Here is a 17298-nt window from a genome sequence, read left to right on the forward strand (position 1 = left end):
AGCGTGAGCTTGCGTCATCCACGCATGGCGTGGAGCTACCGACGGATGCGATCCAGCCAGCAGGCCAGGCCCTGCGCGTTGAGTTCGATGTCCATCGCCAGCACCGCAGTCACCGCCGCATCGTCCAGCGCACAGCCATGCAGCTGCGCACGTTCCAGGTACAGCGCCTGCAGTGCAGCCAGCAGGCAGCGGTGACGGTCCGGCCGGCCGTCGCACTGGCGGCCGATGGCGGCCATCGCATCGATCTGCTCGAACAGGTCGTTGGCCAGTTTCTCCACCTGTTCCACACGACCGTAGTGGGTCAGGTACATCGCCTGCGGGCCGTAGCCCAGCATGCGCCGGATCGAGGCCTTCATCGCTTCCGGGTCGAACTGTACCGGCGACGACGTCGGGAAGATGAAGGCCCCCTGCGCGCTGTCCAGCTCGCGGTAGGAAATGCCGAAGGTATCGCCGGTGAACCAGCTGCGGCTTCGTGCATCCCATACGCAGTAGTGGTGCAGTGCGTGGCCCGGCGTGTGCAGCAATACCAGCTCGCGGCCGGCCAGGTCGATACGGTGGCCGTCCTCGGCCACCACCACACGATGTTCGGGAATGGCCTCGATACGACCATAGCTGCGAGCGATTTCCTCGGCGCCATACACCGCCGTAGCACCGGCGATCAGCCGGGTCGGGTCGATCATGTGCGGTGCACCGCGCGGGTGCAGCACCGCCTTTGCGTTCGGCAGCTGCTGCATCAGCAGGCCGGCGCCGCCGGCGTGGTCCAGATGCACGTGCGTGAGCAGCAACCAGTCCACCGCGTCCACGCCCAGGCCGGCATCCGCCAGCGCCTGCAGCATCGCCGGCACCGACAGGCCGGTACCGCAATCGACAAAGGCCGCGCGGCCGCTTTCAACGATCAGGTAAGCCGCGTCGAAGTCCGGGCGCTGGAAACCGGTATCGATGGTATGGATGCTGGGGTCGGCGGTCATCGGCACGCACCTGGCAGGATCGGGAACAGACACCATGGTAGGCGCGCAGGCGACCCGGGTTCGATGCGGCTTTGGTCGGAGGGCGCTTCTGTAGAGCCGAGCCCACGCTCGGCTGCCATTCTGTCAGGCATCAGCCGAGCATAGGCTCGGCTCTACAGCGGCACGCGAAGTCGAGCATGGCTCGACTCTACAAAGGCGGGACTACCGGTCCAGCCATCGCGGCCGCAGCAGCAGCGCCAGCACCAGCACCGCCAGGAACGCGCCGTAGGCGTAAAGCACCGCCAGCACCTGCGGCCAGATCGGGCCGGCACCGGGTTGCATCACGCCGATACGGTAGCCCCACAGCATCGACACGATGCTCAGCGCGAAAGCCAGCAACAGGGTGGTGCCATCGAACAGGCGCCGCCGCGGGGTGCGCGGCTGGCGCGGGAACAGCCAGTACAGGCTGCCCAGCAGCAGGAACCAGGGCAGGAACAGCAGCAGCGACAACCAGGCCATCGCAGACTCCATGTCATCGCGCCGGAGGCGCGCGGACATCATGCCACGGGCGCTGTGCCACGGTCGTGCCGGCGGAGTGCTTCCCTGTAGAGCCGAGCCCATGCTCGGCTGCTTTGCAGCCCAGCCGAGCATGGGCTCGGCTCTACAGAGGGCAGGCAGGCCCGGCGATCAGGTCCCTTCGCGCAGCACGGCCAGCGCGGCCAGTACCGCGTCCACCTCGGCGTCCAGCTTGAACAGCTCGCTCTGCAGCTGGTCGCCCTGCTCGGCCTGCTTGATCACGGCAATCAACTGCCCGGCATCACGCGGCGAATCGAAGCCTTCGCTCTGGATCAGCAGCGTGCCGTCACCGGCGGTCAGCTTGAAGTAGAACCGGCCGTCCTTCTCACGGTACTGCTTGAACTGCGGCGGCGCCACGCGGGCCACGCCGGCATCTTCGCTGGCGATGTCGCCCGCCGTGGACAGGTCGCGCAGGCCCACGGCGTGGCGCAGTTCTTCCAGCAGCGGTGCCGCCAACTGCTCGCGCAGCTGCTGGCCACGGCGCTTGAGCAGCGCTTCGATTTTCTCCGGCTTGGCCATCAGCGCGTTGTAGCGCTCGCGCAGCGGCGACAGTTCGCTGTCGATGCGCTCGAACAGCTGCTGCTTGGCATCGCCCCAGCTGATGCCCGCAGCGAACGCCCTAGCGAATTCGGCGGTCTGTTCCGGGGTGGCGAAGGCCTGGTACATCTGGAACAGTGCCGAGCCCTCGGTGTCCTTCGGCTCGCCCGGTGCGCGCGAATCGGTCAGGATCGAGAACACCAGCTTCTTCAGCTCCTCGCGCGGCACGAACAGCGGAATGGTGTTGTGGTAGCTCTTGCTCATCTTGCGGCCATCCAGGCCCGCCAGGGTCGCCACCTGTTCGTCGATTACCACCTCCGGCAGCGGGAAGTACTCCTTGCCGTACACGTGGTTGAAGCGCTGGGCAAAATCGCGCGCCATTTCGATGTGCTGGATCTGGTCACGGCCCACCGGTACCTGGTTCGCCTTGAAGATCAGGATGTCGGCAGCCATCAGCACCGGGTACATGAACAAGCCGGCGCTGACACCTGCGTCCTCGTCCAGACCTTCCTCGCGGTTCTTGTCCACCGCCGCCTTGTAGGCATGCGCGCGATTGAGGATGCCCTTGCTGGCGATGGCGGTCAGGAACCACATCAGCTCCGTCGTCTCGCGGATGTCGCTCTGGCGGTAGAACCACACGTGTTCCGGGTCCAGGCCGCAGGCCAGCCAGCTGGCTGCGATCTCCAGGGTCGCGCGCTGGGTGCGCTGCGGGTCCTGCGACTTGATCAGGCTGTGCAGGTCGGCCAGGAAGAAGAAGCTCTCGATCCCCGGCGCGCGGCTGGCCGCGATGGCCGGACGGATGGCGCCAACGTAGTTGCCCAGGTGGGGCGTGCCGGAGGGGGTGATGCCGGTAAGGACTCGGGTGGTCATGACTGCGTGGGGTAACCTTCGATGAACGGGGCCAGTTTACCTTGCACGCCACCAACCCCGTCAGGGCCCGCGGCGCGTTCATTCACGCAACCCCGCTGGAGACGCCCGATGAAACGCCTGCTGCCCCTGCTGCTTATCCTGCCTCTGGCCGGCTTCCGCCCGGCCCCGATGCCGCCGCCGGTCTACGAGGGCGGCCCCGTGCGCATGGCCCTGGTCGACCGCGACCGCGGCACCGAACTGCGCAGCTACCCCGCCGAGGGCCAGCGCTGGGTGGCCGGTGAGCGCGGGCACCGCTACGCCGTGCGCCTGTACAACGACAGCCCCCGCCGGGTGCTGGTGGTGCTGTCGGTGGACGGCGTCAACGCCATCTCCGGCGAAGATGCCGATCCCTCGCAGACCGGTTACGTGCTCAACCCCGGACAGCGCGCCGACATCACCGGCTGGCGCAAGAGCCAGGACGAAGTGGCGCAGTTCGTCTTCAGCAGCCCCAGCGGCAGCTATGCCAGCCGCACCGGCCGCCCGGACAACATCGGCGTGGTGGGCGTGGCCGTGTTCGAGGAAGCGCGCCGCTGGCGCCCTGAGCCGATCCTGCGCCGCGGCCTGCCACCGCCGGCGCCGGCTGCACAGGCCGAAGCGGCCGCCGATGCCAGCGCCAGCCGCATCGAGGGCTACGCCAGCAAGCCGCAGGCGCCGGCGCTGGGCACCGGCCACGGCGCGCGCGAGCAGTCCTCGGTGCGCGATACCGAGTTCGAGCGCGCCAGCCGCAGCCCGGCGCAGGTGTTGCAGCTGCGCTACGACAGCGCCCGCAACCTGCGCGCGCGCGGCATCCTGGTCGATTCGCCGTCACGCCTGCCGCGCGAACCACAGGCGTTCCCCAACCGCTACGTGCCGGACCCGCCGGCACGCTGATCCTCCGCGCAGACAACACAACGCCCGCAACCTTTCGGCGCGGGCGTTGTGTCGTGGGGGAAACCGGGGCTTACTTGTAATCCGGGTAATCCTTGCGCACGCTGTCTTCGAAATCCCGGACTTCCTTCTCGGCGCGGTCCTTGGCCCAGCCATAACGCTCCTGCAGGCGACCGGCCAGGTATTCGGCATTGCCTTCGGCCACATCGAAATCGTCGTTGGTCAGATCGCCCCACTTGGCCTGGGCCTTGCCCTTCAGCTGCGACCACTTGCCGGAAATGATGTCTTTGTTCATTGCTGGGAGTCCTCGGTTGCAACGGCGTTCTTACCGTGGTTCCAGCTTCGCGCAGTCGCTGTTGAGTACCGGTCAACCAGCAATGAAATGCGTGCTCACCTGCTTGAATGGTTCACTCCGCTTGCACAGCCGTGTGCGGCAGCGTGCAAGAAAAAGGCCGGGGATCATCCCCGGCCTTCTTCCTTCCGTTCCGCGCCGGGCTCAGTTGCCCTTGGCGGCATCCTCCACCTTCTCACCGGCCTTCTGCACGTCCTTGCCAGCACCGGCCACAGTGTTGCAACCGGCCAGCAGGGCCACCGAGAACATCGACAACAGCATCAGGGCAACTACGCGCTTCATGGGCTTCTCCTTGGGTTTGCCGCTACACCGCTTCATTCGCGGATGGGATTCTTTCGCTCAGCGGGAGAAGGCCAATGCCCGCCGCCGCCGCGTGAAGTGCAATCTGGCGGCAGGGGCGTGGAGCGGGTGTGAACGGATCGGCGATCCGTTCAGGCGGTTGCCTTAGTCGCGCATCAGGGTGGACTTGCCGAACAGGCTCTCGACCAGGTCCACGGCCAGTTCGGCGGTGGCATTCTGCTTGTCCAGCAAGGGGTTGAGCTCGACGATGTCCAGCGACCCCATGCACCCGGTGTCAGCGATCATCTCCATCACCAGCTGCGCCTCGCGGTAGTTCACCCCACCCGGCACGGTGGTGCCCACGCCCGGCGCGATGCTCGGGTCGAGGAAATCCACATCGAAGCTGACATGCAGGTGGGTGTTCTCGTCGATGCCCGCCAGTGCTGCTTCGACCGTGCGCTTCATGCCGTTCTCATCGATGTAGCGCATGTCATAGACATCCACGTTGTGGGTCTTGATCAGGCGCTTCTCTTCCGGGTCCACCGAACGGATGCCGATCTGGTGCACCTGGGTGGGAGTGATCGCCGGTGCGCTGCCGCCGAGGTGGGTCAGCGCCTCCGGGCCGAGGCCGCACAGGCAGGCCACCGGCATGCCGTGGATGTTGCCCGAGGGGGTGACATCGCTGGTATTGAAATCGGAATGTGCATCCAGCCACAGCACGCGCAGGGTCTTGCCCTGCTCGCGGCACCAGCGTGCCACGGCAGTGATCGAACCGATTCCCAGGCAGTGGTCGCCGCCGAGCATGATCGGCATGCGGCCGGCCTGCAGTTCGGCATAGCTGGCTTCCATCAGTGCATGGTTCCACGCCACCACTTCCTCCAGATGGCGGTAGCCCTGCACCGGCGCGGTCCACGGGTTGCGCGGGCCATCCAGGTTGCCCAGGTCGCGCACGTCCACGCCGCGCGCTTCCAGCGCCTCCGGCAGGCCCGCCACGCGCAGCGCCTCCGGGCCAAGCCGTGCACCGCGATGGCCCGCACCGACATCGGTGGGAACGCCGATCAGGGATACGGAAATGGGATGGGCCATGGGTGCCTCCTTGCGGGGGAAAAAGAAGCACAGTCTAGCCAGAGCTGTGTGACACCACTCGCGGCGGTGCAGCAGGGCATTGGCATGGCATGATGCCGCGCGGACCCGACCGTCCTTCATGGAAGATTGCGATGTCGCCCTTCATCAATACCGCGTGGCCACGCTTTTTCACCGTGGCGCTGCCGGTCGCCGTTTTTGCGGTTTTTTTGAGCAACTCGATCGATGCGTCGCCGAATGGCTGGCTGATGCAGGCGACACTGCTGCTGGTGCCGTTCTCGACCCTGGTATTCCTCGGGTTGGGCTGGCAGCGTCTGCGCAAGGCACACGCTGAATACCCGATTCTGAAAAGCGAACTGCACCGTATGCTGGCGGCGTTGATCGGCAACGTGAAGGTGGCCGCGCTGTGGTTCGGCCTGACCTTCGTTGGTATGTTCACCCTGATGCTGGCGTGGGTGTTGCTGTATAGGTCCTGCGGCTGAAGCCTGTCCCAACCCGCTGCGCGCTCAGCGTCCGCGGCGGCGCACCGGCGTCACGCTCTGCACCTGGCCGTTGTTGCGCATCATGCACAGGAAGCGGCCATCGGGGTAATCGATGATCAGTTCCTGGTAATCGCTGCCCACAGGCATCTGGGTGACCAGGGCGCCCTGCGCGCCCTTGCGCATGTTGCAGGCGCCCAACGCGGTATCGCCTGTCGGCGCGGGGGTAGTCACCGAGGACACATTGCGGAACACCGCGCGGCAGCCGCCATTGACCCACACCGAGTGCCGCGACAGGCCCCAGTTCTTGCCTTCCTCGCAGCGTGTGCGGCTGAGCTGGCGCACGATTTCCACATTGCCGCGGGTATTCAGATCGCACGACACCTGCTGCTCGCCGGTGGACTCGCAGGTGACTTCGCGCGGCAGCGCGGCATCGCCGGCGGCAGCGTCGCGAGGGCGGGCGCTGCTTTCAGCGGGCGCGGGCGTGCCGCTGGTACTGACCTGACAGATGCCATTGGTGCCGCCTCGGCCGGTGTAGCTGATCTGCGGCGTACCGTCATCGCTGCGGCTGATCGACAGGGTGATGCCGCTGTTGGCGTCGCGGGCTTCGAAATAGCGGTCGTTGAAATGTTTCAGCGTGGCCTCGCGGCCCTGCACATAGACCGGCCCGCCCTCGTCTGCGTGAACATCGATGCCGCCCGGGCAGCTGGCGTTGAAGAACGGCACAGCGGCCATGGCCGGGGCTGCGAACGCGGCGGACAACAGTGCGACGGTGAGCGGCAGGGCGTGGCGACGCATGGGGAGGTCCCGAATGGTATGTGCCCGAACTATGCGGTGGGGAGCCGGGAACGGTGTGTGAGGAGAATCAGTATCCGGGTGCGCGTTTTGGGGGGTGTGTTTGCTATGGTGGCCGTGACGCTCTGTCCGGGCTGTTAAGCCAGCTTTACTTGGTAGGCGGTTCCCCGCCTTGCAACAGCGCCGACGCCCGAGATTTCCAGCGGATGATCGCACTGCGCGATATGTCGCTTTCTGCATCACAGCGGCGCGAACAGGCCAATCGCGATAATTCATTTTTCCTTTCAGATCACCCGATGCCATCGAAACAATCGACTGGCAGGCGGGGGTTTGGCGTGCGCATGATGAATCGCCACCTGCAGAGGTGGCCGGGTCTTCCAAGCCCGATTGATTGAAGCTGTATACGCTTGCCAGCCGGCGTCGTCCTTTCAAGGGCGGCGCCGGCTGGCAATCCGTTCGCCGATCGACGGCGGGCGGTGCGTGGGGGCCCTGTGCCCGCCGGCTCATCGATCTCCGGTCTTGGAAGCCACGCATCGCCCGCCACCCTATCGTGGCGGCGCCTCTGTGCCTGACGAGGATGCCCGTATGTCTAAGACGCTCTACCCGTATCTGACCGCCACGTTGGGCGACGCCGCCCTGCATCTGCCGCTGGAACTGGCGCAGCCGCTGGAAGCCGCCTTTGCCGCCGCCAACGATGCACCCGCGCCCATCAACCTGCCCGTCTGCCTGCGCCGCATCCAGGCCGGAGATGCCGCCGACGGGCAGCCGTGGCAGGGGCCGGCAAGCACAGCCGGCGACGCCGTGGCTGCCGCACGCAGGGATCGCGCCGCCGTGGGCCTGGTGTCACTGCTGGAGCTGTACCACGCCAACGAGCGCGTGCGCGTGGATGGGGATGAGAAAGATGATATCGGCGACGGCGTGCGCGAAGGGCTGATGCTGGCCTGCCGGGGGCTGGCCGAGTATGTGGCGTTGCAGGTACGCAACTGAGGCTGCGTTGGCAGTGTCAGCGGCGTTGATCGAAGAATCTGCCCACGTCATGCATTGAGCTGACTCACCGGTTTGGGACGAAGAAACCGCCGAGAGGCGATTTTTTCATGTTCTTCCCTTGCGCTTACCTCCAGCGACGTGCCGACGCGTCAACGTCGGCACATGTTCTTATGCTGCACTGGCATGCAAGCGCACACCCAGCGCGCGTGTCACCTTCAGGATGGTCGCGAAATCGGGACTTCGCTCACCCGACAGGGCGCGATACAGACTCTCCCTAGACAGGCCCGCCGCACGCGCAACCTTGCTCATGCCCTGAGCGCGAGCGATGTCGCCCAGCGCCTTGGCGATGAAGGCAGAATCGCCATCGCTTTCCTCGATGCAGGCATCGAGATAGGCGGCCATTTCTTCGGGTGTCCGAAGATGTTCGGCCACATCAAATGCTTTGAGTTCGACTTTTTTCTTGGTAGCCATGGTGGGACAGCTCCAGTGCTTCGGTATTGAGTCGTTTCGACTACAGCCGGTTCGATGCTTACAGGGCACGCGCAATCTCCCTGGCCTTCTCGATATCGCGCTGCTGCGAACCTTTGTCGCCGCCGACCAGGAGAATCACCAGCTGCCTGCCGCGCTGGGTGTAGTACACGCGGTAGCCCGGCCCTGCATCGATACGCAGTTCGGAAATACCGTCCCCCAGACGGCGGTGATCACCCGGATGGCCTTCGGCGAGCCGACCGATACGGGCCAGGATGCGAGCGCGTGCAGTTACGTCCTTGAGAGCGTCAATCCATGTCGCGAACTGACGGGTACGCTGGATCTTCATGGAAAAATGTAGCCTACTGGCTACACATTTTCAACTACGAGAAACGCGCATCAACCACGAAGCACGCGCACAGGCAGGTGGGACGCGCCTCGTCAGGTGCAAGATGAGATAACAGCAAGGAAGGAAAAGAACGGGAGAGACGCAGCAGGGAGCAGTGCTCGACCGATTACTGCGCCGCCATGTCGAGCTGCACAACTGGAGTGTGGTGGTGCCGCTTATCCGAATCGAACGGATGACCTACTGTTTACAAGACAGTTGCTCTACCAACTGAGCTAAAGCGGCATGGGTGGTGCACCGGCGGCAGCGCCGCGGTCCGGGGATTCTAGCGCAACCGCGTGCATTCCAGCGACCGGCTCTGTGCCGCCCCGCTGCGCTGCTGGGCCTGGGCCGGCTGCGTGCCCGCCGCCAGTTGCCCTTCCAGCCACCACTGGCCGGAGTCGCCGCTGGCCACCAGGCGCGGCTGGAAGCCGGCGGCCTGCACCGCCGCCATGCGCCGCTCGGCGCCTTCGCGGTTGCGGTACTGGCCCAGCGCCACGGCGTTGGCCTCCTCGCCCTGGCTGATGATGTAGTAGTCGCTCAGGCCAGCGGCGACGATGCGTTTCACGGTGGCCTGGGCTTCTTCGCGGTTGGCGGCGGCCGGCAGCATCACCCGGTAACGGGCACTGCCGCTGGCAGCGGGCTGTTCGCGCAGGCGCACCTGGCTGAGCAGCGTGCCGGCCTTGCCTTGCGCATTGGCCGCGGCGGCGCGGTCGGCAAACGGGCCCAGTGCGACGCAGCGCGGCGGTTCGGCAGCCTCGGGCGGGGTTGCGGGTTTTCCCGGCGCTTGGGCTGATGCAGGCGGTGTTGCCGGCATGGCAGCGGCAGCAACCGGCGTAGCCTCAGCCGCCTGCGGCTTGGCAATCTCCGGCTTGGCCGGGGCGGCGGGCGCCGGCGTTACAGCCACGGCCGTCTTCTCCGCCGGCTCGCGCTCCATCAACGGCGCGGTCGGCGCGGCAGCCGTGGCTTCGGCGGCCGCGGCGGCATCCACGCCACCGGGCACCCAGCGCAGCTCGGCCACGCCCGCGGGTTGCGGTGGCGGCGCAGGCTTCTGTGGTGCATCGCGCAGCAGCCACCAGCAGGCGACGCCAAGATTGAGGATGGCCAGTACGACGATCAGGGCACGGGTCAGCATGCGCGGATACTAGCCTGCGGGCTGGTGCACCGCCCAGCGGGCGAGGCCATCCAGCACCAGCGAGGGGTGGTAGTCGGCGCCGGGGAGCAACGGCATCAGCGCCGGTGCGCCGCCACCGTGCACCAGCAGCGACGGTGCAACGCCCAGCAGCGCGTGCCCCTGCTGGACGCTGCGTTCGATCAGCGCCACGGCCGCACCATCGCAGCCGGAGGCGAGCGCGTCGGCGGTGTCGTTGGCGAATTCGCTGTAGTCACCGCCGGTAGCCGGCAGCTGCACCGCACGGGCATGCAGTGCTTCGCGCATGGTGGTGGGCGATGCGGAAATGCGGCCACCGTGGTGCTGGCCGTCAGCGTCGAGCAGGTCAATCGTCAGTGCGGTGCCCACGCCCACCACCAGCACCGGGCGCTGCGCCTTGGCAGCGGCCAGCAGCGCCAGGAAGCGGTCGACGCCGAACTTTTCCGGCTTGGCATAGGCAATGCGCACACCGGCGCATTCGGCGCTGGTACGCACCACGTGCACGTGCTCGAAGCGACGCTGCAGCTGGTCCAGCATCGCGCTGGTCAGCGACGGTGCGGCCACGCTGGCCACGAACGCGGTGGTGCCGCTGGGCAGGCTGTGCGGCGGCTGTCCGGCCATGCCTTCGGCGCCATGCGCCCAGGCCTGCACGTCACCGGCACGGTCGCCCTGCAACGGCGCGAACTTGAAGCGCGAGTTGCCGAGGTCGAACAACCAATCGCTCATGCCGCCCTCACGCTGACTTCGCCGGCGTGCAGCAGGCGCTCACGGCCATCGATGCGCACGCGCAAGGCGCCGTCATCGGCCAGGCCGAGCGCGGTGCCATGCTGCCACTGCCCTTCCAGTTCCACCCGTACTTCGCGACCGGCCAGCATGTCGAACGCGGCGTAGCGCGGCAGAAAGGGAGCGAGGCCTTCGCGATCGAATTCTTCCAGTGCCGGCAGCAGGCGCGCCAGCACGGCAGCAACCACCACGTTGCGGTCCACCGGCTTGCCGGCCAGCGTGTCCAGGTCCACCCACGGCTGGGTGATCTGCTCGGCGAAGGATAGCGGCATGTGCGTGTTGATGCCGATGCCGATCACCGCGCGCGCCGGGCCGGCATATTCGCCACCGCCCTCGGCCAGCAGGCCGACCAGCTTGCGCTTGCCATCGACGATCAGGTCATTCGGCCACTTCAGCTGCGCCTGGGTATAGCCCAGGTCGTGCAGCGCTTCGGCCACGGCGATGCCGGCCACCAGGCTCAGCCCGGCCAGGCGGCCGAGGCCACCGGAGAACAGCCGCAGCACCGACAGGTACACATGCGCGGCCAGCGGCGACGCCCACGTACGGCCGCGACGGCCGCGGCCGCCGGTCTGGCGTTCGGCCAGCAGGACGCTCACCCCGCGCTGGGGCGCGCTGCAACGCAGCAATTCGGCATTGGTCGAGTCCACCGTCCAGGCCACCTGCAGGTCGTACAGCAGCGGCAGCACCTCGGCGGGCAGGCCGGCACGGATCGCATCCGGGTCCAGCAGGTCGACCGGGCGGGTCAGGCCATAGCCCTCACCTGCACGGCCTTCGATGTCCACACCGGCGGCTCTAAGTCCTTGAATACGCTTCCAAATGGCCGCCCGGGTCTGGCCCAGCTCACGGGCCAGGGCGTCGCCGGAGAGGCGACCGGCAGCGAGTTTGGCCAGCAATTGGCGGTCGTCCACGGCAGCTTCCACGAAGTCAGGAAGGAATTATGCGGGAAAGCCGCCAGCGGCGCCCGCCACGCTGGGTTCTGCGGGGGCTTCCAACGGGGCGCCGGGTTCGGGCTAGAATCGGGAACTCACCTTCCCTTAACGTGGATGTCGTCAATGCGCCGCTATGCCCATTGCCTGATCCTGCTGACGATGCCCTTCGCGGCGTCTGCGACGGCAGCGCTGGACGACAGCCGCGGCGCCTGCGTGTCCTCCAACGGCGATGCCGCCTCGCAGCGTGCACCGACCGCGACCGCTTCGGCCGCCACCACCAAGCCGGCACCGGTCCGCCCGGCAGCCAACACAAGCACGGGCGGCGGTGGCAGCGACGACGACGTGCTGCAGCGCATCCGCGCACCGAAGTGGCACAGCTACCTGCCGGGAATGTTCCGCTGATCAAGTCGTTGCTGCAGTGGCTGCGACCTGCGCCGCGGCCTATCGACGATGTACTGTGGAATGAGGCCTGCCGCCGTGCGGCCTGGCTGCGCGGTCTGGACGACGAACGCCGCGCACGCCTGCGCGTGCTGGCCACGCGCTTCCTGCACGAGAAGACCATCACGCCGATCGGCGAGCTGCAGCTGGAGGCCGGCGATGGCGTGCTGCTGGCGGCGCTGTGCTGCCTGCCGCTGCTGGAGTTCGGCGAGGTGGGTCTGGAAGGCTGGTCGCAGCTGATCGTCTACCCCGATGCATTCCGCGTACATCGCAGCCACATGGATGCGGCCGGCGTACTGCATGAGTGGGATGACGAACTGATTGGCGAATCGTGGGACAGCGGTCCGCTGATCCTGTCGTGGGCCGATGTGCAGGCCGACCTGGCGACGCCGCACGAGGGCTACTGCGTGGCGGTGCACGAGATGGTGCACAAGCTGGATGCACTGGATGGCGCGATGGACGGCACGCCGCCGCTGCCGCGCGAATGGCAGCGTGAGTGGGCGGCCATCTTCCAGCGCGCCTACGATGCGTTCTGCGCGCAGGTGGATGCGGGCGAAGAAACGCTGATCGATCCGTATGCGGCCGAAGCGCCGGAAGAATTCTTCGCGGTGACCAGCGAGTATCACTTCTCGGCACCGGATCTGCTGCAGCAGGCGTTGCCGGAGGTGGCCGCGCAGCTGCGGCGGTTCTATGGCGAGCCGCCCAGGATCGCAATACGGTAGTGCCGGCCGCTGGCCGGCACCTTGGCAATGCCACCGAGGATCATGAGGTTGCCGGCCAGCGGCCGGCACTACCGGAACACCACGCGTTGTTGCGCCAGGCGATGCCCGGCGGACAGGAACGTGCGGCTTACGGCCCCGGCGGCAAGCGCACTTCGAAACGGGCGCCGCCCAGTTCGCTGGAACGGCCGACGGCCAGTTCGCCGCGGTAATCCTTGATCAGGTCCTGCACGATCGACAGGCCGATGCCGTGGCCCTGCACGCGCTCGTCGCCACGCACGCCACGCTGCAGCACCTTGCCGATGTCGTCCGGGGCAATGCCCGGGCCATCGTCGTCCACCGCCAGCAGCAGGCCGGCGCGGCGCGCGTTCGGTGCCGGCAGCGGCTGCGCGGTCAGCAACACGCGGCGGTTGGCCCACTTGAAGGCATTTTCCAGCAGGTTGCCGAGCAGTTCCTGCAGGTCGCCCGGTTCGCCGTGGAAGCGCGCGGCCGGGTCAATGTCGAATTCGCACAGCACGCCCTTGGAGGCATAGACCTTTTCCAGGCCGCGCACGATCTCCTCGGCGTTGGATTCAATCGGCAGCGGCGCGGAGAACAGCTTGTGGCCCGACGATGCAGCACGTGCCAGCTGGTAGGAGACCAGGTTGTTCATGCGCTGCAGCTGCACGTCCAGCTCCTCGCGCAGGGCGCCATCGCCGGCACCGCTGTCCATCTGCGTGCGCAGCACGGCGATGGGCGTCTTCAGGCTGTGCGCCAGGTCGGCCAGGGTATTGCGCTGGCGCTCGAGGTTCTCGCGCTCGCTTTCAATGAAGGCGTTGATGCTGTCGGTCAGCGGCTCCAGCTCGCGCGGGTGGCGCTCGCTCATGCGCTCGGTTTCGCCGCGCTGCACCTTGGTCAGCTCGGTGATCACGCGACGCAGCGGCCGCAGGCTCCACTGCAGGATGACGGTCTGCAGCAGCAGCAGGATCAGGCCGATGCCACCCAGGTAGAACCAGACCCGGCCACGGAACACGCGCAGCTGCGCGCCCAGCGCGCGCGAGTCTTCCATCACGTAGATGGTGTAGGGGAATTCGGTGGCCGGGTCGGCGTCGGCGTCCCACACCAGGCCCAGGCCATAGCGGTACACCGAGCCCTGGCTGCCGTCGATCTGGATCATCGGCAGCGGGCCTTCGAACACTTCCTGGCGCGGTGCCAGCAGGCCGCCGCCGACGGTGGGCAGCATCGGGCCTTCGGCGGACATCGAATTGCCCTTGCCGTGCGGCATCACCACTTGCAGGTACAGGCCACTGCCCGGCACGTCAAAGCGCGAATCCGGCGGCTGCTCGCGGATGTACAGCGAGCGGTCGCGGGTGAAGTCGATGCCGGCCGCGTAGGCGGTGGCGTAGTTCTTCAGGCGCTCACGCAGGTTCGCCTTCGCCGTATCGGCGAAGGCGGCGTCGAGTGCGTAACCGGCCAGGGCCAGGAACGCGACCAGGCCCACGGACGCGGCAAGCATCTGGCGCGCCTGCAGCGAGCGCGGCCGCCAGCGTCGGAAGAACCACAGACGGCCGGACATCATGGTTTCGCCAGGCTGAGCCGGCTCAGCCCTCGTTGCGCGGAATCGCGAAACGGTAGCCGCGGCCGCGCACGGTCTCGATCGGCTTCAGTTCGCCATCCGGGTCCAGCTTCTTGCGCAGGCGGCCGATGAACACTTCCAGCACGTTCGAATCGCGGTCGAAGTCCTGCTGGTAGATGTGCTCGGTGAGGTCGGCCTTGGAGACCAGTTCACCGGCGTGCATCATCAGGTACTCCAGCACCTTGTACTCGTAGCTGGTCAGGTCCACATTGCTGCCAGAGACGCTGACGGTCTGGGCGGCGAGATCCAGTGCAACGGGACCGCATTCCAGCGTCGGCTTGCTCCAGCCGGCGGCGCGGCGCAGCAACGCGTTGACGCGGGCAAGCAGCTCTTCGACGTGGAATGGCTTGACCAGGTAATCGTCGGCACCCTGCTTCAGGCCCTCGACCTTGTCCTGCCAGCTCGAACGCGCGGTCAGGATCAGCACCGGGAACTTCTTGCCTTCGTCACGCAGGGCCTTGATCAGCTCCATGCCCGACATCTTGGGCAGGCCGAGGTCGATGATGCCGACATCGAACGGAACTTCACGCCCCATGTAGAGGCCTTCCTCGCCGTCCTGCGCAGCATCGACGGCAAAGCCTTCGCGCTTGAGCCGGGCTGCCAGGGTCTCACGCAGCGGGGCTTCGTCTTCGACCAGAAGGATACGCATGAACTCTCCCTAGTGTCCTGGGTGTGGCCCGGAGGCCTGTGGGGTACGGGTTGATAGCGACAACTATCCCTGTTCAGGGGTTATCGCCGCGTAGTGATGACATATCCGACCGCGGCGTGCGCGGCTGTGAACGCGACGGGGCGGGGTCGTCCATGTAGCGGACACGGCCCCGGTCGTCCATGTACTTCACCCGGTTGATGTCACGCCCATCGAACGGCACGCGCTCGGCGCCGAGGATGTGGCCGCCGGTGGTGCGCTGCACGCGGCGCACGGCATCGGACAGCGAGCGCTCGTCGCCACGGCCACCGCGCTCGCCCCGCTCCATCATCTCCGCGCGCCCCTGGTCGCCGCGCGGCGGCTGCTGCGCAAGCGCCGACGACAGCGGCACAGCCGACAGCGCCACGCAGGTGGCCAGGGCAATGCGGCGATGGAAGGGAGCGGAAGACATCGATGCGATCCTAGCCGAGCACGGCGATTCGTTCAAAAGTCGTAAATCCGGAAGCCGGGTGCGGGACCCGGCCTTTACAATTCCTTTGCAAATTCTTGGTTTGGGGCAGTGAATCCGATCTGAACTTTTCCGGGCGATGCCGCGAGTTGTTCATCTAGGTGAACATTCGGGACGAATCGCCGCCCCTTGTCAAGTCAGGACCGTGACCGACGTCACGCTGCGGCGCGATCAGCTTCGCGTTCGGTGACCGCCAAGGCCTGTTCGACCAGGCTCCAGTCGGCGCCCGGGCGGTGTGCGCCCTCGCTCAGCACCTGACGGAATGCGCGGCCGCCGGGTTGGCCGTGGAACAGGCCGAGCAGGTGGCGGGTGATGTGCTTCAGCGCCAGGCCTTCGCCCAGACGCGCCTCGACGTAGGGGCGCAGCGCGCGCAACAGGTCACCACGGGCCTGCAGCGGGGCGCCGGTGTGCAGCGCCTCCAGCTGATGCAGCAGGTAGGGGTCGTGGTAGGCCGCGCGGCCCAGCATCACACCATCGACGTGCGCGGCCTGCGCCTGCACCGCCTCGATGCTGGCCAGGCCGCCGTTGATCACCACCGGCAGTGCCGGGCGCTCCTGCTTGAGGCGGTAAGCCCAGTCGTACTTCAGCGGCGGAACCTCGCGGTTCTCCTTCGGCGACAGGCCCTTCAGCCACGCGTTGCGCGCATGCACCACCACCATTGCGGCACCGGCGGCGACCTGGCGGTCGACGAAGGCGGCGAACACGTCGTAATCGTTGTCCTCGTCCACGCCCAGGCGGCATTTCACCGTCACCGGGATGTCGACCGCATCGACCATCGCCGCCACGCACTCGGCCACCAGCACCGGCTCGCGCATCAGGCAAGCGCCGAAACGCCCGGCCTGCACGCGGTCGGACGGGCAGCCGCAGTTGAGGTTGACCTCGTCGTATCCCCACTCGGCGGCAATGCGCGCAGCCTGCGCCAGCAGGGCCGGATCGCTGCCACCCAGCTGCAGCGCCAGCGGCTGTTCGCTGCGGTCGAAGCCGAGCAGGCGCTCGCGGTCGCCGTGGATGACCGCGTTGGCGTGCACCATTTCCGTGTACAGGCGCGCACCCGGCGCCAGCACGCGATGGAACACGCGGCAATGGCGATCCGTCCAGTCCATCATCGGGGCAACGGACAGGCGCAGGGAATCAGCGTAACGGGCGGTGGCGGACGTCATCGGGGCGTTGATCGTGGAGACTGGCATTGCCAGTGAGATCAATAGTTTACACCGCTCGGCTGAATGGCGGCGGCTGGCGCCCGGACAGCGCTGGGGCGCCCGGGCCCGAGGGCCGTCCGCAAGCCGGGCGGCGCCACCCCACAATGACGGGCAACCGGTCACAGTTGTCGCGATTCGTTGACGACGACGAAATATTGACGCCGTTATAGTCCGTCGCTCGCAATGGATTGGACGTGTGGAGCAGATGATGCAGCACAAGCGTTTGAGCAGGACCCTCGCCACCGCGCTGGCGGTCGCCGTACTGGCCATCGGCACGGCAACCGCAGCACCGGCTGCCACCGGGCTGAGCCCGACCTTCACCACCTGCCGTGACAAGGCACAGGGTGCGATCGAGCAGGCCGCCTGCCTGACCTCGGAAAGCGCACGCCAAGACCAGCGCCTGAACCAGGCCTACCGCCAGCTGCAGGCAAAGCTGACTGGCGCAAAGAAGACCAAGCTGGTGAATGCCCAGCGCGCGTGGCTGCAGTCGCGCAGCCGCGATGGCGAACTGGATACCGCGCTGTACGACGATTCGCAGCCCGGCAACCTGCAGGGCGAGCTGAACGATGTGATGCGCCTGAGCGCGCGTGCCGACCAGCTGCAGAAGTATCTGCAGCTGCTGGACTGACCCTTGAGGGGCAGACCCT

22 protein-coding genes and 1 tRNA gene are annotated in these 17298 nt (G+C 67.0%); 6 read left to right on the forward strand and 17 right to left on the reverse strand.

Annotation, left to right across the window (positions count from 1 at the left end):
- Nucleotides 1-35 precede the first annotated feature (35 nt).
- The 3 genes from AC5P8J_RS10370 to AC5P8J_RS10380 form a co-directional block, all read right to left on the reverse strand.
- On the reverse strand, nt 36-968 hold the full coding sequence (locus AC5P8J_RS10370; protein ID WP_019661827.1) for an MBL fold metallo-hydrolase: 933 nt from the start codon (nt 966-968) through the stop codon (nt 36-38).
- A gap of 201 nt (nt 969-1169) precedes the next feature.
- Complete coding sequence (locus AC5P8J_RS10375; RefSeq protein ID WP_134729806.1) at nt 1170-1466, reverse strand: hypothetical protein; 297 nt, start codon at nt 1464-1466, stop codon at nt 1170-1172.
- Between the two features lie 168 nt (nt 1467-1634).
- The gene (locus AC5P8J_RS10380) at nt 1635-2930 is read right to left on the reverse strand and encodes a tryptophan--tRNA ligase (RefSeq protein WP_111101775.1); all 1296 of its coding nucleotides are present in this window, start codon (nt 2928-2930) and stop codon (nt 1635-1637) included.
- A 108-nt stretch (nt 2931-3038) separates the two neighbouring features.
- Here AC5P8J_RS10380 and AC5P8J_RS10385 point away from each other — a divergent pair, with 108 nt between their 5' ends.
- A complete protein-coding gene (locus AC5P8J_RS10385; RefSeq protein WP_019661830.1) occupies nt 3039-3839 on the forward strand; it encodes a hypothetical protein in 801 nt (266 codons plus the stop codon).
- 70 nt (nt 3840-3909) lie between these two features.
- Here the strand turns inward: AC5P8J_RS10385 and AC5P8J_RS10390 are convergent, their stop codons facing one another.
- From AC5P8J_RS10390 to rocF, 3 genes are all read right to left on the reverse strand, one after another.
- Nucleotides 3910-4131: a CsbD family protein gene (locus AC5P8J_RS10390; protein ID WP_019661831.1), complete on the reverse strand. Its 222-nt coding sequence runs from the start codon at nt 4129-4131 to the stop codon at nt 3910-3912.
- A 201-nt stretch (nt 4132-4332) separates the two neighbouring features.
- The gene (locus AC5P8J_RS10395; protein ID WP_019661832.1) at nt 4333-4470 is read right to left on the reverse strand and encodes an entericidin A/B family lipoprotein; all 138 of its coding nucleotides are present in this window, start codon (nt 4468-4470) and stop codon (nt 4333-4335) included.
- Between the two features lie 162 nt (nt 4471-4632).
- Nucleotides 4633-5553, reverse strand: a complete 921-nt coding sequence (rocF, locus tag AC5P8J_RS10400) for an arginase (protein ID WP_021203836.1) — start codon at nt 5551-5553, stop codon at nt 4633-4635.
- A 131-nt stretch (nt 5554-5684) separates the two neighbouring features.
- Between rocF and AC5P8J_RS10405 the strand changes: the two genes are divergently transcribed.
- A complete protein-coding gene (locus AC5P8J_RS10405) occupies nt 5685-6032 on the forward strand; it encodes a hypothetical protein (RefSeq protein ID WP_057503835.1) in 348 nt (115 codons plus the stop codon).
- Between the two features lie 24 nt (nt 6033-6056).
- On the opposite strand, the gene AC5P8J_RS10410 is transcribed toward AC5P8J_RS10405, so the two are convergent.
- Complete coding sequence (locus tag AC5P8J_RS10410) at nt 6057-6827, reverse strand: DUF3011 domain-containing protein (protein WP_227844241.1); 771 nt, start codon at nt 6825-6827, stop codon at nt 6057-6059.
- Between the two features lie 582 nt (nt 6828-7409).
- On the opposite strand from AC5P8J_RS10410, the gene AC5P8J_RS10415 reads away from it, so the two are divergent.
- Nucleotides 7410-7811 carry a hypothetical protein gene (locus tag AC5P8J_RS10415; RefSeq protein ID WP_155028816.1) on the forward strand — a complete coding sequence of 134 codons (402 nt, stop codon included), beginning with the start codon at nt 7410-7412 and terminating at the stop codon, nt 7809-7811.
- Between the two features lie 168 nt (nt 7812-7979).
- Here AC5P8J_RS10415 and AC5P8J_RS10420 read toward each other — a convergent pair whose 3' ends face one another.
- From AC5P8J_RS10420 to birA, 6 genes are all read right to left on the reverse strand, one after another.
- On the reverse strand, nt 7980-8282 hold the full coding sequence (locus AC5P8J_RS10420; protein WP_058979789.1) for an addiction module antidote protein: 303 nt from the start codon (nt 8280-8282) through the stop codon (nt 7980-7982).
- 58 nt (nt 8283-8340) lie between these two features.
- Nucleotides 8341-8628, reverse strand: a complete 288-nt coding sequence (locus tag AC5P8J_RS10425; RefSeq protein ID WP_459389766.1) for a type II toxin-antitoxin system RelE/ParE family toxin — start codon at nt 8626-8628, stop codon at nt 8341-8343.
- 206 nt (nt 8629-8834) lie between these two features.
- A tRNA-Thr gene (locus tag AC5P8J_RS10430) sits at nt 8835-8910 on the reverse strand.
- 40 nt (nt 8911-8950) lie between these two features.
- On the reverse strand, nt 8951-9799 hold the full coding sequence (locus AC5P8J_RS10435) for an SPOR domain-containing protein (RefSeq protein WP_164144460.1): 849 nt from the start codon (nt 9797-9799) through the stop codon (nt 8951-8953).
- Between the two features lie 9 nt (nt 9800-9808).
- Nucleotides 9809-10540 (reverse strand): type III pantothenate kinase, encoded by a 732-nt coding sequence (locus AC5P8J_RS10440; protein WP_164144458.1) that lies wholly within the window; start codon nt 10538-10540, stop codon nt 9809-9811.
- On the reverse strand, nt 10537-11505 hold the full coding sequence (gene birA / locus AC5P8J_RS10445; RefSeq protein WP_459389767.1) for a bifunctional biotin--[acetyl-CoA-carboxylase] ligase/biotin operon repressor BirA: 969 nt from the start codon (nt 11503-11505) through the stop codon (nt 10537-10539). Before birA ends, AC5P8J_RS10440 begins: the two co-directional genes overlap by 4 nt.
- Before the next feature lie 144 nt (nt 11506-11649).
- Between birA and AC5P8J_RS10450 the strand changes: the two genes are divergently transcribed.
- Both AC5P8J_RS10450 and AC5P8J_RS10455 read left to right on the forward strand, forming a co-directional pair.
- A complete protein-coding gene (locus tag AC5P8J_RS10450; RefSeq protein WP_005411956.1) occupies nt 11650-11928 on the forward strand; it encodes a hypothetical protein in 279 nt (92 codons plus the stop codon).
- Nucleotides 11895-12686, forward strand: a complete 792-nt coding sequence (locus tag AC5P8J_RS10455) for a M90 family metallopeptidase (RefSeq protein WP_459389768.1) — start codon at nt 11895-11897, stop codon at nt 12684-12686. The genes AC5P8J_RS10450 and AC5P8J_RS10455 overlap by 34 nt, the downstream gene beginning before the upstream one ends.
- A 127-nt stretch (nt 12687-12813) precedes the next feature.
- Here AC5P8J_RS10455 and AC5P8J_RS10460 read toward each other — a convergent pair whose 3' ends face one another.
- From AC5P8J_RS10460 to dusA, 4 genes are all read right to left on the reverse strand, one after another.
- A complete protein-coding gene (locus tag AC5P8J_RS10460; RefSeq protein WP_032953760.1) occupies nt 12814-14238 on the reverse strand; it encodes an ATP-binding protein in 1425 nt (474 codons plus the stop codon).
- Between the two features lie 25 nt (nt 14239-14263).
- Nucleotides 14264-14947, reverse strand: coding sequence for a response regulator transcription factor (locus tag AC5P8J_RS10465; RefSeq protein ID WP_053520384.1), 684 nt, complete (start codon nt 14945-14947; stop codon nt 14264-14266).
- Nucleotides 14948-15020: 73 nt separating this feature from the next.
- Nucleotides 15021-15395 (reverse strand): hypothetical protein, encoded by a 375-nt coding sequence (locus AC5P8J_RS10470; protein ID WP_058979781.1) that lies wholly within the window; start codon nt 15393-15395, stop codon nt 15021-15023.
- 212 nt (nt 15396-15607) lie between these two features.
- Nucleotides 15608-16639 carry a tRNA dihydrouridine(20/20a) synthase DusA gene (gene dusA / locus AC5P8J_RS10475; protein ID WP_111101768.1) on the reverse strand — a complete coding sequence of 344 codons (1032 nt, stop codon included), beginning with the start codon at nt 16637-16639 and terminating at the stop codon, nt 15608-15610.
- Nucleotides 16640-16859: 220 nt separating this feature from the next.
- Between dusA and AC5P8J_RS10480 the strand changes: the two genes are divergently transcribed.
- Complete coding sequence (locus tag AC5P8J_RS10480; RefSeq protein ID WP_024956209.1) at nt 16860-17279, forward strand: lysozyme inhibitor LprI family protein; 420 nt, start codon at nt 16860-16862, stop codon at nt 17277-17279.
- Nucleotides 17280-17298: the final 19 nt, after the last annotated feature.

It is taken from the genome of Stenotrophomonas sp. YJH_SMC_37, assembly GCF_059370035.1.

What these genes read in the sequence shown, in the direction of transcription:
- AC5P8J_RS10370 (WP_019661827.1), bottom strand. Translation starts at nt 968, where the DNA reads ATGACCGCCGACCCCAGCATCCATACCATCGATACCGGTTTCCAGCGC.
- AC5P8J_RS10375 (WP_134729806.1), bottom strand. Translation starts at nt 1,466, where the DNA reads ATGGCCTGGTTGTCGCTGCTGCTGTTCCTGCCCTGGTTCCTGCTGCTG.
- AC5P8J_RS10380 (WP_111101775.1), bottom strand. Translation starts at nt 2,930, where the DNA reads ATGACCACCCGAGTCCTTACCGGCATCACCCCCTCCGGCACGCCCCAC.
- AC5P8J_RS10385 (WP_019661830.1), top strand. Translation starts at nt 3,039, where the DNA reads ATGAAACGCCTGCTGCCCCTGCTGCTTATCCTGCCTCTGGCCGGCTTC.
- AC5P8J_RS10390 (WP_019661831.1), bottom strand. Translation starts at nt 4,131, where the DNA reads ATGAACAAAGACATCATTTCCGGCAAGTGGTCGCAGCTGAAGGGCAAG.
- AC5P8J_RS10395 (WP_019661832.1), bottom strand. Translation starts at nt 4,470, where the DNA reads ATGAAGCGCGTAGTTGCCCTGATGCTGTTGTCGATGTTCTCGGTGGCC.
- rocF (WP_021203836.1), bottom strand. Translation starts at nt 5,553, where the DNA reads ATGGCCCATCCCATTTCCGTATCCCTGATCGGCGTTCCCACCGATGTC.
- AC5P8J_RS10405 (WP_057503835.1), top strand. Translation starts at nt 5,685, where the DNA reads ATGTCGCCCTTCATCAATACCGCGTGGCCACGCTTTTTCACCGTGGCG.
- AC5P8J_RS10410 (WP_227844241.1), bottom strand. Translation starts at nt 6,827, where the DNA reads ATGCGTCGCCACGCCCTGCCGCTCACCGTCGCACTGTTGTCCGCCGCG.
- AC5P8J_RS10415 (WP_155028816.1), top strand. Translation starts at nt 7,410, where the DNA reads ATGTCTAAGACGCTCTACCCGTATCTGACCGCCACGTTGGGCGACGCC.
- AC5P8J_RS10420 (WP_058979789.1), bottom strand. Translation starts at nt 8,282, where the DNA reads ATGGCTACCAAGAAAAAAGTCGAACTCAAAGCATTTGATGTGGCCGAA.
- AC5P8J_RS10425 (WP_459389766.1), bottom strand. Translation starts at nt 8,628, where the DNA reads ATGAAGATCCAGCGTACCCGTCAGTTCGCGACATGGATTGACGCTCTC.
- AC5P8J_RS10435 (WP_164144460.1), bottom strand. Translation starts at nt 9,799, where the DNA reads ATGCTGACCCGTGCCCTGATCGTCGTACTGGCCATCCTCAATCTTGGC.
- AC5P8J_RS10440 (WP_164144458.1), bottom strand. Translation starts at nt 10,540, where the DNA reads ATGAGCGATTGGTTGTTCGACCTCGGCAACTCGCGCTTCAAGTTCGCG.
- AC5P8J_RS10450 (WP_005411956.1), top strand. Translation starts at nt 11,650, where the DNA reads ATGCGCCGCTATGCCCATTGCCTGATCCTGCTGACGATGCCCTTCGCG.
- AC5P8J_RS10460 (WP_032953760.1), bottom strand. Translation starts at nt 14,238, where the DNA reads ATGTCCGGCCGTCTGTGGTTCTTCCGACGCTGGCGGCCGCGCTCGCTG.
- AC5P8J_RS10465 (WP_053520384.1), bottom strand. Translation starts at nt 14,947, where the DNA reads ATGCGTATCCTTCTGGTCGAAGACGAAGCCCCGCTGCGTGAGACCCTG.
- AC5P8J_RS10470 (WP_058979781.1), bottom strand. Translation starts at nt 15,395, where the DNA reads ATGTCTTCCGCTCCCTTCCATCGCCGCATTGCCCTGGCCACCTGCGTG.
- dusA (WP_111101768.1), bottom strand. Translation starts at nt 16,639, where the DNA reads ATGCCAGTCTCCACGATCAACGCCCCGATGACGTCCGCCACCGCCCGT.
- AC5P8J_RS10480 (WP_024956209.1), top strand. Translation starts at nt 16,860, where the DNA reads ATGCAGCACAAGCGTTTGAGCAGGACCCTCGCCACCGCGCTGGCGGTC.